The 15,834-nt window shown below is 34.7% G+C and carries 17 protein-coding genes and 1 pseudogene; 2 read left to right on the plus strand and 16 right to left on the minus strand.

Annotated features, from left to right (window positions below; genetic code table 11):
- Nucleotides 1-104: 104 nt before the first annotated feature.
- From AC0OM3_RS14790 to cotH, 8 genes are all read right to left on the minus strand, one after another.
- A complete protein-coding gene (locus AC0OM3_RS14790; RefSeq protein ID WP_131251384.1) occupies nucleotides 105-611 on the minus strand; it encodes an acyl-CoA thioesterase in 507 nt (168 codons plus the stop codon).
- A gap of 119 nt (nucleotides 612-730) precedes the next feature.
- The gene (locus tag AC0OM3_RS14795; protein WP_000488052.1) at nucleotides 731-1,600 is read right to left on the minus strand and encodes a TIGR03943 family putative permease subunit; all 870 of its coding nucleotides are present in this window, start codon (nucleotides 1,598-1,600) and stop codon (nucleotides 731-733) included.
- 3 nt (nucleotides 1,601-1,603) lie between these two features.
- Nucleotides 1,604-2,500 carry a permease gene (locus tag AC0OM3_RS14800; protein ID WP_000418723.1) on the minus strand — a complete coding sequence of 299 codons (897 nt, stop codon included), beginning with the start codon at nucleotides 2,498-2,500 and terminating at the stop codon, nucleotides 1,604-1,606.
- 198 nt (nucleotides 2,501-2,698) lie between these two features.
- Nucleotides 2,699-3,640 (minus strand): magnesium transporter CorA family protein, encoded by a 942-nt coding sequence (locus tag AC0OM3_RS14805; protein WP_000932387.1) that lies wholly within the window; start codon nucleotides 3,638-3,640, stop codon nucleotides 2,699-2,701.
- 333 nt (nucleotides 3,641-3,973) lie between these two features.
- Entirely contained in the window at nucleotides 3,974-5,353 is a 1,380-nt protein-coding gene (locus tag AC0OM3_RS14810) for a putative polysaccharide biosynthesis protein (protein ID WP_000678843.1), read from the minus strand.
- Nucleotides 5,354-5,455: 102 nt separating this feature from the next.
- Entirely contained in the window at nucleotides 5,456-6,058 is a 603-nt protein-coding gene (gene uptA, locus AC0OM3_RS14815; protein WP_000880691.1) for an undecaprenyl phosphate transporter UptA, read from the minus strand.
- A 104-nt stretch (nucleotides 6,059-6,162) separates the two neighbouring features.
- On the minus strand, nucleotides 6,163-6,780 hold the full coding sequence (locus AC0OM3_RS14820; protein ID WP_000695954.1) for an NUDIX hydrolase N-terminal domain-containing protein: 618 nt from the start codon (nucleotides 6,778-6,780) through the stop codon (nucleotides 6,163-6,165).
- Between the two features lie 104 nt (nucleotides 6,781-6,884).
- Nucleotides 6,885-7,961, minus strand: a complete 1,077-nt coding sequence (gene cotH, locus AC0OM3_RS14825) for a spore coat protein CotH (protein ID WP_000938002.1) — start codon at nucleotides 7,959-7,961, stop codon at nucleotides 6,885-6,887.
- A 181-nt stretch (nucleotides 7,962-8,142) separates the two neighbouring features.
- On the opposite strand from cotH, the gene exsB reads away from it, so the two are divergent.
- Nucleotides 8,143-8,703 (plus strand): exosporium protein ExsB, encoded by a 561-nt coding sequence (exsB, locus tag AC0OM3_RS14830; RefSeq protein ID WP_000817483.1) that lies wholly within the window; start codon nucleotides 8,143-8,145, stop codon nucleotides 8,701-8,703.
- 45 nt (nucleotides 8,704-8,748) lie between these two features.
- On the opposite strand, the gene AC0OM3_RS14835 is transcribed toward exsB, so the two are convergent.
- The 6 genes and pseudogenes from AC0OM3_RS14835 to AC0OM3_RS14860 form a co-directional block, all read right to left on the minus strand.
- Nucleotides 8,749-9,360, minus strand: a complete 612-nt coding sequence (locus AC0OM3_RS14835) for a phosphoserine phosphatase 1 (protein ID WP_474212246.1) — start codon at nucleotides 9,358-9,360, stop codon at nucleotides 8,749-8,751.
- A 13-nt stretch (nucleotides 9,361-9,373) separates the two neighbouring features.
- Nucleotides 9,374-9,919: pseudogene (locus AC0OM3_RS14840) on the minus strand (short-chain dehydrogenase).
- Between the two features lie 13 nt (nucleotides 9,920-9,932).
- Nucleotides 9,933-10,349, minus strand: a complete 417-nt coding sequence (gene fosB / locus AC0OM3_RS14845; RefSeq protein ID WP_474212248.1) for a FosBx1 family fosfomycin resistance bacillithiol transferase — start codon at nucleotides 10,347-10,349, stop codon at nucleotides 9,933-9,935.
- 59 nt (nucleotides 10,350-10,408) lie between these two features.
- A complete protein-coding gene (locus AC0OM3_RS14850) occupies nucleotides 10,409-12,070 on the minus strand; it encodes a peptide ABC transporter substrate-binding protein (RefSeq protein ID WP_000824272.1) in 1,662 nt (553 codons plus the stop codon).
- An 84-nt stretch (nucleotides 12,071-12,154) separates the two neighbouring features.
- A complete protein-coding gene (locus AC0OM3_RS14855) occupies nucleotides 12,155-13,159 on the minus strand; it encodes a DUF2628 domain-containing protein (protein WP_003300930.1) in 1,005 nt (334 codons plus the stop codon).
- Between the two features lie 7 nt (nucleotides 13,160-13,166).
- The gene (locus AC0OM3_RS14860) at nucleotides 13,167-13,619 is read right to left on the minus strand and encodes a methylated-DNA--[protein]-cysteine S-methyltransferase (protein ID WP_000283913.1); all 453 of its coding nucleotides are present in this window, start codon (nucleotides 13,617-13,619) and stop codon (nucleotides 13,167-13,169) included.
- A 133-nt stretch (nucleotides 13,620-13,752) separates the two neighbouring features.
- Here AC0OM3_RS14860 and namA point away from each other — a divergent pair, with 133 nt between their 5' ends.
- Nucleotides 13,753-14,790, plus strand: coding sequence for an NADPH dehydrogenase NamA (gene namA / locus AC0OM3_RS14865; protein ID WP_001083646.1), 1,038 nt, complete (start codon nucleotides 13,753-13,755; stop codon nucleotides 14,788-14,790).
- Nucleotides 14,791-14,819: 29 nt separating this feature from the next.
- Here the strand turns inward: namA and AC0OM3_RS14870 are convergent, their stop codons facing one another.
- On the minus strand, nucleotides 14,820-15,479 hold the full coding sequence (locus tag AC0OM3_RS14870; RefSeq protein ID WP_001042740.1) for an oxidoreductase: 660 nt from the start codon (nucleotides 15,477-15,479) through the stop codon (nucleotides 14,820-14,822).
- Nucleotides 15,480-15,594: 115 nt separating this feature from the next.
- Nucleotides 15,595-15,744, minus strand: a complete 150-nt coding sequence (locus tag AC0OM3_RS14875; RefSeq protein ID WP_000540931.1) for a hypothetical protein — start codon at nucleotides 15,742-15,744, stop codon at nucleotides 15,595-15,597.
- Nucleotides 15,745-15,834: the final 90 nt, after the last annotated feature.

Genomic DNA, 15,834 nt, shown 5'->3' on the forward strand with positions numbered 1-15,834 from the left:
GGATGAAAAAATTATAAAAGCGGACACCTATTTTTTAGGTGTCCGCTTTTCATTTTAAAATCATTTCCGCCTGCTATAGTAACTTAAATGGCTAAATATTCATCTCAAAAAGTTAACAATGTAGCTACTTTCTTACTCTCTGCCTTACGTATATGACGCTGTTCTGCACGTAATACAGCAATACGATGTAATTCTTTCTCTTCTTCTGTTTCAGGGATAACACGCGGTACAGGAACTGGATTATTTTCCTTACTAAGTGCAACAAAAGCAACAAATGACGTTGCCGCTATACGCTTCTCACCTGAGATTAAATCTTCAGCCACTACCTTCACAAACACTTCCATCGAAGTTCTCCCCGTCCAAATTACGAAAGATTCATAACTAACACAATCTGAAGAACGAACAGGATGTAAGAAATCAACCCAGTCCATAGATGCTGTGACACATTCCTTTCTCGAATGTCTGGATGCTGAAATAGAAGCAACCATATCCATCTCCGCTAATATCTTCCCACCAAATAGCGTGTTATGATCATTTAAATCTGTTGGAAATACTCGGCTCGTTTTGAACACTCTTGACTCATTGGCAGTTTTTCCTTTTACTTCCGTCATTGTTATCACCCCTTTAATGATTTATCCCTAACATTTTAATAGTCACTATACTAAATGAACTACACATTTAATATTAACAACATTCAGAACTTTTAGTCCACAAAAAAGAACCGATTTTATCAATCGGCTCCTCTAAATACATATTGTTCTTTCGGCTGTTCAACTTTATTCCATTTTGTTACTTCTAATACAGGAATATTTGCATGAAACGGCTGATAAAACTCAGTAGTTATCTCTCCTTCTACTTGAATCCAGTCATCATTATTCCACTCTACACCTTCTGGTTTTTTCACTAACATACCATACACACCAGAATCTGCTACGCAATGTATAATACCGAAACGGAATAAGAAGTATTGTTCTTTTTTAGATGAATCATCTCTGAAAACAAACCCTTTATAGGATAATTTTTTCCCAGTAAACTCACCAGGATAATTATAAATTGTCTCCATCCCTTTTAGAAAATCTTCGTCTTTTAAATTAATACTATCTTTCGTAACAAATTCTTTTTTACCTTTTTCCATTACACCTCGGTATCCTTCTTTCCCGTAATAAATGCTCGTATCAGGTCTTAGAAATTGCCTTGTCATAAATGGATCTTTACTTTCTGCTTGTGCTACTGGAAAATGAAATCCCTTCGCCTTAACAATGTCGGAATCTAATGTTGCAATCGGGAAAAACAATCCTGTGACTATCGGAAAACAAAACAATGTGTACGAAAATGCTTTTTTCCACCACGTATTCTCATCTTTTGAATGATCATGTCCGCAATGGCTATGATCGCAACCACAATTGTGCTGTTCCTTCTCTTTTTGATGTTCTTTTTGGAAAACGATAATAATTTGAACAATCGTTAAGAATCCTAAAATAATAGCTGCTGTTGTTGATAAATAGGCATACTTCATATTGATATACTTCGTAATATTGCCTGAAATATGAAGCTGCGCAATTAATATTGTAAAACCTAATAATATATACGCTCGAAACATAACCTACCACCCTATCGCATAAATGAGTAGTGAGCTTGCATAAACAACAAGTGTAACTGTAACTGTAACGACAATTACAAATTTTGTTTTAAATGTCGCAAGCATCATAAACATATTTTTAATATCCACCATTGGTCCGTAAACAAGGAACGCGACAAGTGATGCTGTTGAAAATGTACTTTGGAATGACGAAGCAATAAATGCATCTGCTTCTGAACAAAGTGATAAAATGTAAGCAAGTCCCATCATAACAGCTGGTGAAGAGAACGGCCCTTGTCCTATAGCAAGAAGTGTTGAAGTTTGTACAAACGTTTGAACTGCAGCCGCAATTAACGCACCTAATACTAAATATTTTCCCATCGAGAAAAATTCCTCAACAGCATGCGTACACACATCCCACATTTTTTTACGTAATGGACGCTTATGATTCACTTCTGGGAAGTGATCATCTCTTAATTGATGTTCTTTAAACATAAATGATAATATAATTCCAACGATAATGGCTACAATAATCGCTACAATAGAACGATACCATACCATGTGCATACTACTTCCAAAGGCAACGTATGTTGCAAATAAAACAACTGGATTAATAATTGGCCCAGTTAACATAAATGCAATTCCAGCATATGGCGGAACCCCTTTTCCGATTAATCGCCTTACAATCGGAACGATTCCACATTCACAGCCCGGAAACATCATCCCTAAAAAAGTAGCCATTAAAACAGACAGAAATCGGTTTTTCGGCATCCATTTTGCTACCATATCTTCTGTAACAAACATTTGAATGAATCCTGAAATAAATACACCAATGAGCACGAAAGGAAGTGCCTCGATTAATATGGAGATAAAAATTGTATTCATTTGCAGGAATGCTTTCGGTAATTGAAACAATTCCATGATGTATTTCCTCCAACTTTTCATTAACAATATGTAATTTTAACCCCATTTCATTAATTGGACAAGGTTTATATGGAATACATACCCTTTATATACATTACATTGTACAAGTTATATTCTATTCAAAATTTGAGATTTCATAGCAAAAAAGCTGCTCTAGCGCAGTTGTATAACTATGCTAGAGCAGCTTTCCTATCGTTAAAAGTAACGTTTCTTCCAAAATACAAATGCTAAAGCGCAAGATAATGTTGCACATATTATGAGTACAATTACAAAACCTTGAGCCTCACCTTCAAATGGAACCTTTACGTTCATTCCAAAGAAACTAGAAACCATCGTCGGTAAAGATAAAATGATTGTAATTGACGTTAACAGTTTCATAACACTATTTAAATTATTTGATATAACGGAGCTAAAAGTATTCATCATTCCACTTAAAATGTGACTATATATTTCCGCCATTTCAATAGCCTGTTTATTTTCAATTAATACATCTTCTAATAAATCTTGATCGTCTTCATACATTTTTAAAAATGTACTGTTACGCATTAACTTTTGAATTACAATTTTATTAGCCTTTAATGACGTCGTAAAGTATACTAAACTTTTCTCAAGGCCTAGCAATGTGAAAATCTCTTTATTTTTCATCGACTTATTTAATTGATGCTCTAAATCAATTGTTTTTCGATTTATTTGCTTTAAGTATCTTAAATAATAAGTAGAAATCGTATATAAGAGCTGAAGTGCAAAGCGCGTCTTCTTAAACGTATAAAATTCTTTAATACGTTGATTAATAAAACGTTCAAAAATTGGATTCTCTTCTAAGCAAATTGTAACAAAACAATCCGGCATCACAATCATACCTATTGGAATCGTGTCATAAATCGAATTTCCTTCTTCGTCATGTCTAACTGTCGGAATATCCACGATAATTAAAGTATTATTGTCTTCCTTTTCAATACGAGAGCGTTCTTCATCATCCAAAGGATCTTTAATGAAATCTAAGTCTACATTTAAAGTTTGTACTAGATATTGAATTTCTTCTTCTGTTGGATGAAGTACATTAATCCAGCATCCCTTTTGCATTTCCTCAATCTCTTGTAGTTTTCCGTTTCGGTCTGTTAAATATATATTTAACATACTATCACCCCGATTCTTTTTACATGTAGGAATCTACCTCTCTTAAATCACAGTTTTTAAACCGACATTCTCAGCATATGAAACATACGTTTAAATTTCAATAGAAAAATTATTTTGAAAACGTTTTTATAGGAAAAATATTATAAAGTGAAACTTTAATCAGTAGGTAGCTTTATCCCCCGCTGATTATTAGCCCTCACAAATCGGGATTTTACGGGCAGCCCGCCCCCAACCAAACTTCTTTTCTTTCGCTGCATTTTGAGGTGAGGGTCTCACTGCCCGTTAAAGCGGGATAAACATAGAAAAAGACAGAGTGCTCTCTGCCTTAAAAGCTTATGTTGCCTTTATAACATATTTAGAAAGCATCCACAAGTTAAACCCGACTGAAATCGTATAGCCCGCGTATGTTGAAATGATAAAACTTACATAATCGAAATACGGAAGCAATACAATATTTAGAACTATCTTCATAATAATTCCAATCACTAGTCCTAGCACCGTCTTCTGCTGTTGATTGATTCCTTGTAGCATAGCAGCCGTTACTGTAAAAAGAGAAAATAGTATGCAAGCAGGAGCATAATACTGTAAAATGATTCTCCCCACCTCTGGATCATTTCCAGCACCGAATAAAAGAGTATATACAGGTTTGGCTAACACCATCATTCCAATTGCCGCCGGTACCGTAATCGCTACTACTAATACATTTGTTCTCGTAAAATGTTTGTACAATAGCTTCGTATTTCCTGCTGTGTAAGCTTTCGTCATCTCTGGTACGAGAGACATACTAAAAGCTGTGGCAACGGATACCGGGATGAGCACAACCATTTGAACAAGACCAATTATCGCATTAATTTTTTCCGCTTCTCCTTGCATATACCCTATTTGTATAAGTAGTTTATTAATTGTAAATGTATCAATCGTCTGATACAACGGAATTGCTAAGCCCACCACAACAAAAGGAATAGAATATGTAAAGAGCTCCTTATAAAGCGAGAAAAAAGATTTCGTTGTTTGTGATATACTTGCCATTTCTTTTTTCTTTAAGTGCCTTCTCCTTCTCATATAATACGCACTTAAAACAGTTAATCCACCTACCGCTCCCATAAAGGCACCAAATGTTGAAATACCAACTGCTAGCGAGACAGATGCTTTTAAAATATATAAAACGACAAAGCTTCCTATTAAAATGGTTAAAACCCGAAAAAATTGCTCTACAACTACACTTAATGCAGAAGGCCCCATCGATTGGAATCCTTGAAAGAAGCCCCTTAATAAACTCATTACTGGCACAAGTATTAACGCAAAACTTACAATTCGAATATTAGTAGTAACCGCTCCTACACTATTCCCCGTTTGATCATTCCCATCGATGACAAGCTTAGCTAAATGCGGAGCTAGCATATATAACGTAAAACACGAAATGACTCCCATTATAAACATAAACACGATTCCACTTTTCAACACTCTCTTAACCGTATGATAATCATTCAGTTGATCATATTTTGATACCATTTTTGAAACTGCAAGTGGTAATCCCATTGTCGCAATGCTGAGCATAATTGTATAAGGGCGATATGCATACGTATATAAAACGTATCCACTCGTACCGACCATTGCTGTAAATGGTATAACATATATAAATCCTAACATTTTTGATATCATCGTTGCCATCGTTAAAAATATCGTTCCACGTATAAACGGTGACCCTTTCATCACATTCCTCCGCTACGCTTTATTATTATACATTATGGACAACTCTTTTTTTTTAGAACCGAACCGAAACAAATAAAAAAAGCCAATGAAAAATCATTGACTTTAACGCGCTGCTTTTTTCTTTTTGAAATACTTTAAACCAAAGTATAGAGCAATAAAAAGAACAGCTCCTATAATTATGTAATGTGTGTAATCAGATGCATACTCTTTAATTTGTCGCCAATTCCCACCAAGTTTTTCACCTAAGTATATAAATAGAATTGACCACGGAATGATCGCTACAACCGTATAAAGTGTAAATAGTTTTAATGGCATCTTAGCTAGTCCTGCTGGAATAGAGATCGCATGACGTACTACTGGGATAAAGCGCGCAGAAAATATTACGCCTGCTCCATAACGCTTAAACCAACCTTCCGCTATGTCTAAATGATGTTTATTAATAAGTAGATACTTCCCATATTTCTCTACAACCGGACGCCCTCCGTAGTATCCAAGCCAGTATAAAAAGATTTGTGCTAAAGTACCACCAATCGTTCCGGCGATAACTGCACCAACAAAACTAATTTTACCATTCGCTACTAAAAAGCCAGCATACGAAAGTACAATTTCACTTGGGATTACTTCAATCATTAAAGCAAGAGCTACCCCAAAGTAACCTAAGCTTGCGAAAAATTGCAATAACTGATCTATTATGTTTGCTAACATGTTCTTTTTTATCTCCTTTTTTCTTCACATACCATCCCATTATTACATAAAGGCTGCAATCTGCCAATATCTTCATTTTAACAATATGTACAATTCAAGCAGGATTAATCTATTAATTTCTCTTTCTGCGGGTCTTTCATGTAGGCAAACATCTCTTTAATTTGGTCTTCTGTATTTCTAGCAAATGATAAATTAGGCAATTCATTTTCACCAAAAAACTCCACCTCTTCTGTTTCAATGCTAGTTTTCTTTTCTCCACCAATAATCTCGCATCCAATGAAAATCTTATATACATGCGTTGCCGATGGAGATGGTTGATGTTTTTCTTTATCAAATATAGCTAGTAACTTAAAATGATCTACCTCATAACCAGTCTCTTCAAAAACCTCTTTTGCTGCAACTTCGGTTGGCGTATAACCGACATCAGCCCATCCACCTGGCAATGCCCATTTCCCATCGCTTTTTTCTTTCACAAATAATAACTTTTCATTTTGAAAAATAACTGCTCTTATATCAACTTTAGGTGTTTGATAGCCTGTCTCACTTGCAAATAATTTCTCTACGACTTCCCAATCTGTTTTCGTGTAATGTGACATCATTGAAATAGAAATATCTCGTAATTGCTGGAAACGCTCAATATCATACACATCCTTAGAATACGTTAAACCCGCTTGAGCTATAGATTGTATTTGTTTTACCCAATCAATCCATTTAATTTTCATATATCCGCATCCCCATTCTCTATGAAATATATTACTTCATTTTTATTGATACATCTTTATTATACAAAAAAAAGAGATTGATAACGTTTCAATCTCTTTCAAAATTAATCCAATTCATGTAAGTGGTCTTGTATATATTTTCTTCTTTTATTTATATATTCATAAATCATATCAGCCTCTTGATCAAATGTTTCTAATTTTTCTTTCATGTATGGATCTTGTAGTAAATATGGACGAATCAATTCACACAACCCTTCTACTTTCGGCCTCATAACCGAAACTGTAAATTGATTTTCTAATATTTCTTCTAAAATACTTCGATACTGCTTTCTAAATACAGGTATGTCTAGCAATCTTGCACTTAACGTATTATACCCTTGAATGCGAATATATTCATGATTAAGTGGTCTCCCTTGTACATCTCGCCCCCAAGTCGCATCATAATCCCACGGTATAACTTCAAATAAGTTTGTTTCATCGTTATGATATAGTGCATAGTTATGAACAAAACCATCAAAGTTTTGCGTAAAAATAACTCCTGCTAACCATCGTAAATATTTATCTACATGTAGAAACTTCCCAATTTCTTTTTCATAGGCTTCCCTCGTCAAAGTATTCGCTTGAAATACAAATTCACTCAATTGTTCTTCACTATTTTTATTCGAATATTTAAATTCATAACCCGCAAAAAGCTCCGTCTTAACATCTTTATCTCGTTCACTCATTAATGAAAAATTCGCATCATCATCTATCGCATAATAAATAGAACCACTCGGTAATCCTCTATTTTTCAAAAAATTTTCATCAACGGATTCTAACTGTAAATACACACCTTGAATTTGACCATTAATTTTTATAAATACATGTTGTGATTTTGGCGAAAGTACACCAATATCATGAAAAAAATCTAAAGATAATTTATTTCGTATGAGAGACGGATCCATAAACTCCGAATTCAAATGAAACTCTTTCGCACCTTGAAATTTTTTAGGCTTATAAAACATAACATGATAAGACTTTTTCTCAAATTCGCGAATATGAGCTCCTCGGTATACGATATCAATATCATACTTCTTTTTTCCATAAGTTAATTTTGCTGGCACTGGACTATCTGACCAAATGTCCTTTTTCAATTCCACTAAGTACATTGGATGAACAAAAAAATCATATGAAGGCAGCATGTTTTCTCATCCCTTCTCAGTTCTCTTCATTCAATGTATGCGCCTTGTCTTGTCCATACATCCGCTATCATCTATTTATAGAAAATTACACTCTTGTCCTGTTCAGAAAGATGCCTATATACATATCATGTTAAGGAAAAAGAATACCTTTTCAACTTAATACATGATAAGGAGGATTTCTATGAAACGTGATATTAGAAAAGCTGTTGAAGAAATCAAAAGTGCTGGGATGGAGGATTTCTTACACCAAGATCCAAGTACTTTTGAATGCGATGATGATTGCTCTTCAAAAGTTGAATGTAGCGATGATTGTAATTGCCCAAGAACAAGATGTACTCGTGTGAAACATTGTACTTTCGTTACAAAATGTACTCATGTAAAAAAATGGACATTTGTTACGAAATGTACTCGCGTACGCGTTCAAAAATGGACGTTCGTTACGAAAGTAACACGTAGAAAAGAATGCGTTTTAGTTACAAAACGTACGCGTAGAAAACATTGTACTTTCGTTACAAAATGTGTACGCTTTGAAAAGAAATTTTACTGGACTAAACGATGTTACTGTAAAAAATGCGAGTTCTTCCCTAACGGACACGGTGGCTCTTGCGATGATTCATGTGATCATGGTAAAGACTGTCACGATAGCGGACACAAATGGAATGATTGCAAAGGCGGACATAAATTCCCATCTTGCAAAAATAAGAAATTCGATCACTTCTGGTATAAAAAACGTAACTGCTAGTTTTTATACCACCAAAAAAAGGCCGTTTTGCGGCCTTTTTTATATTTATTGAAAGTGACTTATATCTGCAAATTGTTTCACTTTACCAATACCCTCTTCAAATTCTATTATGCTCAAACTGGCACTATGCATAAATGGATCATCCCACACATTTTCTATTTCAATTCGCGCGAAATGCCCTACAAGTAATTTTGCTGCTGCCGCATGAGAAACAATCAATATGTTTTGTCCTTTATGCTTCTCTAAAAGAAGATGCACCCCTTCAATTACTCTTTCATAAACGGCCTCAAAATTTTCGCCTGATGTTGACTGAAAAAGATGTGGCTCATTCCAAAATAGATGTACTTCTTGTGGAAATTGCTTTTCTATATCCGCGATTGTTTCTCCTTCCCATATACCCATGTTGATTTCATAGAAATGCTCATCCGCTATAATGGGTATATCACGTTCCCCCTTTATTAACTCTGCCGTATGAAGTGTTCTTTCGCTCGGACTACTATAGATCGCATGGATTGGTAAATCTTTCATTCGATTTCCTAATTGTTTCGCCTGAACTATACCATTTTCAGTTAAAGCAGAATTTTTTCGTCCCTGCATTCGCTTCGCTACATTCCACTCTGTTTCACCATGCCTTGTTACATATATAGTTGTTTTCATTTCTTACTCCCCCTCACCATGTTGGTCGTAATTCCCACGGTTCAACTCTCCCTACAATCCACTCCGCTCGTTTACTTTCAATCCCTTTTATAACTCCATCAGCTATCTCTTCATGAGTAAGCCATTTTCCATATGTATCTTCTAAAATAAAACCTAAAATAATTCTATGATAAATACATCGCGTACTCCCCATTTTTTGTGCAGGCATACGTGATGCTTTACTACCTAAAATATGAAATAAACTATATGTTTTAGACGACAAATCTAGTTCTTTACAAATATTTGATAGTGCATGTTTTGCACTTGTGTGTACCCATGCAACAACTAATGTGATCGGGCCATTTTTCTTAATTGTACTTTTAATAGCTAGCTTTACATCTTCATCATTATGCTAATCTAACGAAAGGCATGTAATATTTTCTGGTGCAGAACTCATTTGCTTAACATTTTCTAATTTCACTTCGTCTCGCCCGATAATAGAAACATAAAATCCCTTCTCACAAAGCCACATAGAAACTTTCTTTAGCATTCCTGTTCCACCAATTACAAGTGCATGCAAATACTATCCCTCCCTAATAAAATGTCATATGAGGTTTCTCATCTCTATAATAATTTAAACGGTCTTGCAGTGTCCCTGAGTGAAATTCAAATTTATGACCGTCAGGATCAACAAAGTATATAGATTCGCAATCTCTTACATCACGTTCTCTTCCTTGTAAAATATGAACATCATTTTCTTCTAATCGCTTTATTAGACATTTAAAATCTTCTTGTTCAACAGAAAATGCAATGTGCGTATAAGATTGATGAATCTCATTTCTCGGAATATGCGTCTCTTCATTAAGCGCTATCCACACTCCACATATGTTAAAATAATCCAATTTCCTTCCTTTAACTAATAATTCTCCTTCTAATACTTTTTCATAAAACATAATAGAGTTTTCTAAATTAGATACCGAAAAACAAATATGATTGATTCCCCTTAACAACTATAATTCCTCCTTATACAAATAAAAGATGAGCGAAAATTCACTCATCTTTCATTATACTATTTTTTTGTAATATATGCCCATTTATAACTGAAGTCCCCACCAAACGTATGGTTAGCAATGTCTTTTACAAACGGCTTCTCTAAATAAGCTGTACTTTGTTGGTACGTAGGAGAAATTGCTGCGTCTTGACCAATTAAGATTTTTTCAGCTTCCGCAAGTGCATTCCAGCGTGCTTTATCATCTTTTAATAGCTCTCCTTTTGATTTCGCTACTAAATCATCATACTTCGGATTAGAATAATCCATTTCATTAAATGAGCTTCCAGTAACAAACATATCAATATAAGTCATTGGATCCGGATAATCAGGGCTCCATGCAGATAATGAGAATTCATATTGGAATTTCTTTTCTAAATCTAGCTTCTGCTTGTATGGTTGCTGTTTCAAATTCACTTTAATACCAGGCAAGTTTTTCTCTAGTTCTTCCTTAATAAAGTCGCCCACTTTTTTACGGCTACCGTTATCATCGTTTAGTAATTCAACCGTAATTGTATCTTGACCAAGCTCTTTCTTCGCTTCTTCCCATAATTTTTTTGCTTTCTCTGCATTATCTTTACTATCACGGAAGTTTTTATTTACAGAGCGGAAATCTTTTCCATCCGGACCTGTCGTGAATTTTTCAGGTACTAAGAAATATGCTGGCAATGAACCGTCATTTAAAATGACATCAGCAATTCCTTTTTTATCGTATGCTAAATCAATCGCTTCACGTACCTTTTGGTTTTTAAATGTTGCATTTTTTTGGTTAAAACGTAAGAAATATATGCGTGGATCTAACTTCGTTTTAAATTCATCTGGCTTATTCTTTTTATATTTATCAACAAATTCAGAAGTTAAAATAACTCGATCTGCTTGATCACTATCATATAAATTTACTCCCGTGCTTGTTTCCTTCACAATACTTACATTAATTTCGTCTAACTTTACAGTATCTTTATCCCAATAATTAGGATTTTTCTTCAACTGATAATTTTGTTCATGTTTCCATTGACTCATTGTAAATGGTCCATTATATACTAATTTATCTGCTTCTAATCCGTATTTATCTCCTTGCTCTTTCACATATTTTTCATTTAATGGGAAAAATGTAGGGAACGACGTAAGCTCAAGAAAATAAGGTGCTGGTTGCTCTAATTCTACTACCAACGTTTTATCATCCTTCGCTTTAACACCCAATTGATCTGCTGGTAATTCACCTTTATTTACTTTCTGTGCATTTTTCACATCAAATAAAATGAATGCATATTCTGCCGCTATTGCTTTATCTAATGTACGTTGCCATGCATATACAAAATCTTGTGCTCGAACTGGATCACCATTTGACCATTTCGCATCACGTAATTCAAATGTATATGTCTTTTTATCTTCACTAATCTTCACATCTTTTGCCATACCTGGTGTTGGTTTATTATCTTTATCTAGACGATATAAACCTTCCATTGCATTTACAAATACACGGAAAGATACAGAATCCGTTGATTTAGATGTATCCATTGAAGGAATTTCAGCTGTTTCTAGCAAATTTAAAACTTGTTTATCGGCCATTCCCTTATTCGATTCTTTCTTCGTTGTCGAAGCCTTCTCACCATTCCCACATCCTGCAACCAATACACTCGTCGTTAACGCAAGTGCAGCAATTGTTGTTGTCTTTCTCTTCATTCTTCCTTCCCCCAATCTATATGTATAAGTTAAATCCTATATAATATATTTCATTATACAAAAGATTCTGATTATTTTAAATATTTATTTTAACAAACATAGAAAAAAGCGATCAGAAATTTCTTTCCAGCCGCTTTCTTGAATAGCATTTACTTGTAATCCATCCTCTATATCAAATGGATTTTGAACTTTAAATATTTCTTCCATCAGCTTCAAAAACTCTTCTTCAGTTTTAGATTCACCATTAACCATAAGTGAGTATGGTTCCACTTCACCTAATTTATAATCGACAACAAATTGAATCTTCACCTTTTGTCTTGGCGTTCCGGTGTTATATCCTTGGAATTCTACTAATTCTAACCCTTCCGTTCCACGATAATATATCCAACCTGAATTTTGAAAATAATTTTCGAAAGATTCACCTATTGAAAAGAAAGGATATTCATAAAGCGAGCTTGTACGAACCTTTTGAATAACGTCTCGATCAGTCGGAAAAAAGAAATGACTAAAAAATATGCTAGCAACTGCTAAAATAGTAACAATTGTCGCTCCCATTTTGCTCGTTCCGCCGCTATCATTGATTAGATAGTTTTCAACTGATTTATCTTTTATTTCTCTTGCTTTTATTCGGTATATACGTCTTTCCGCAAATTGATAGTATAATCCATTTGCAAAAATCCCCATTCCAAACAGAATAAAAATGAGTAATAAAAACGTAAGAGGCACCATATTAATGATTGGCAACGCTACATTAAACCCCATATAATACGAAAATGCATCACACGCTACTAATAACAACATAAATAAAGCAGCTGGTACATAATACTTACGATATCCTAGCCAGCCTATATTGAAAATAGCAGCCCAACCATTCCAGCTCCACCTAGCAATCCGCTTATTCTCAAGCTCCCATTTCCTTTTGTAATACGGATATTGTCTCCCTACATATACTTCTAGTTCTTTATCTATTAACGAGCTACCTTCCTCTTGTTCATTATCCAAGTTTCGCTGACAACTTGCACAATTTAACTGTTCCTCCTCGCAAGGTTGCCCACAATTTATACATTTCAAAACAATCCCTCTTCCCATCCATACGTCATTTCAAAATACCTTCGTGTTTTAATAACCACTCTTTCCTCCATAAACCACCAGCATATCCAACAAGCTTTCCACTCTTCCCTATTACACGGTGACATGGAACAATTATTGAAATTGGATTCCGACTATTTGCCCCTCCTATTGCCCGTACAGCTTTTGTATTTCCAACTTTCTCTGCAATATCTAAATATGAAGCACTTACGCCGTACGGAATAGTATAAAGTGCATCCCATACATTTTTTTGAAATGCTGTTCCCTCCGCAGACAGCGGGACCGTAAACTCTTTTCTTTTCCCTTTAAAATATTCATCTAACTCATTTATACATTGTTCTATCATTTCATTTTTATTTTCTTCTTGTCGTTCATCAACAAATATAACAGACGTAATTCCTTCTTGATTCGCTGTAATTTCAAGCAAACCTACTTCGCTTTCATAATAAGCCTGGTACATATGCCATCCTCCAATTCAGTTCATATTAGTCATTGTAACACGAATATACAAAATTTTTCGTATAAGCGTTTTATTAGAGAAACAAAAAAGAGAATGATACAATGTAAGAAAATTCAATCTAGGAGGCTATTGGATGAATTCCGAACTTTTTTCACCTTATACAATTAAGGACGTTACATTAAAAAACCGGATTGTTATGTCACCTATGTGCATGTATTCATCGGAAAACGGGGATGGCCAAGTAACGAATTTCCATCTCATTCATTATGGAACAAGAGCTGCCGGTCAAGTTGGTTTAGTTATGATTGAAGCAACAGCCGTGTTACCTGAAGGTCGAATTTCAAATAAAGACTTAGGCATTTGGGATAACAGTTTAATTGAAGGCTTACATAAAACGACTACTTTTATACATGATAATGGTGCAAAAGCTGCCATTCAACTCGCTCACGCCGGAAGAAAAGCAGAACTAGAAACAGATGCGTTAGCTCCTTCAGCCATTCCATTTAATGAAACAATGAAAATGCCAATAGAAATGAGCAAACACCAAATTAAAGATACCGTATTAGCTTTTCAGCAAGCTGCAGTACGATCAAAACAAGCTGGATTTGATGTTATTGAAATACACGGTGCTCATGGTTATCTTATTAATGAATTTCTTTCTCCGCTTTCCAATAAGCGGACTGATGAATATGGTGGTTCACCTGAAAACCGCTATCGTTTTTTACGCGAAATCATTGACTCGATAAATGAAGTTTGGGACGGACCAATATTCGTTCGTATTTCAGCAAATGATTATCATCCTGACGGGCTAACGGTTCAAGATTACGTTCAGTATACAAAGTGGATGAAAGAACAGGGAATAGATTTAATCGATTGTAGTTCTGGCGCAGTTGTACCAGCACATATTGATGTGTATCCCGGTTATCAAGTACAATATGCCAAACATATTAAAGAGCATGCTAACATTGCAACTGGTGCAGTTGGATTGATTACGACCGGAGTACAAGCAGAGCAAATTTTAAATAATAACGAAGCAGATTTAATTTTCATCGGACGTGAATTACTTCGCAATCCGTATTTTCCGAGAATAGCGGCCAATGAACTTGGCTTTGAATTGCAAGAACCTCACCAATATAAGCGAGCACCAGGAAAAATTCATACGAATAAATAAAACCGAGAAGTCATTCTTCTCGGTTTTATTTATTCTATCGTTGTAATTTCATTTGAATTATAAGTATGGATACCCGATTCTTCTCGTAGCGCGGTTATATACATCCCTTTCGCCACATCTTTAGCTGAAATTGGTTTATATTTTTTGAAAGCTCCTTTAAAGATAAACGGAATAATACGAGATAACTTTTCAGCCATTCGTTCGCCGAAACGAAATTCTTGTCGATTTCCTACTAATAATGATGGTCTAAAAATGTGAATACCACCAATCACTAACTTTTGCAATTCTTCTTCCATTTTTCCTTTCACTTGTGAATAAAAGAAGAATGATTTAGGATTCGCTCCCATAGAAGACACGACAAGGAAATTTTGTACCCCTTGTTTTTCAGCTAAACACGCAGCTCGTAACGTATATTCATAATCTACTTTTTTAAAATTTGCTTTTGTTTTTGCTTTTTTTATTGTTGTTCCTAAGCAACTAAAAACATCATCCACAGCAAAGAACTCTTTATATTCCTCTAATACCGAAAAATCAACTTGTTTCTGCTGTAACTTCTCATGTTGCAATTGCATTGGCTCTCTTACAAAAATAGTAACCGAATCGTAGTAATCTGATCCAAGTAATAGACGCGTTATCTCTTGTCCAACTAAACCACTTGCACCAAGTATTAACGCTGTTCGCTTATTCATATATGCATATACCTCTTATTTTACTTTTCTCTCCTTTAGTAAAATACAACCTTTAGGAGTTTCCTGCTCTTATTTTACCACAAGTAAAACACTATGCGTACGCATAGTGCTTTACTCACTCTTTTTTCTCATCTCTCTCTTGTAATTTCGTTATTGTTGTAGCGTCCCCTAAATTACTTATTAATTTTCTTAAAAAAATTAATACGAAAGATAATGGCAATACTACCGCTAATATTAATAAAATAGCTTCCATTAAGTAACCCAAGCGCTCATCCCCCTCTTTACCTCCTTTTCAATATATGAAAACAGCGTTGTCACATATGCATGCATTTGCAAAAATAATACACCTATATTT

It is taken from the genome of Bacillus sp. FAU20 (assembly GCF_056033865.1).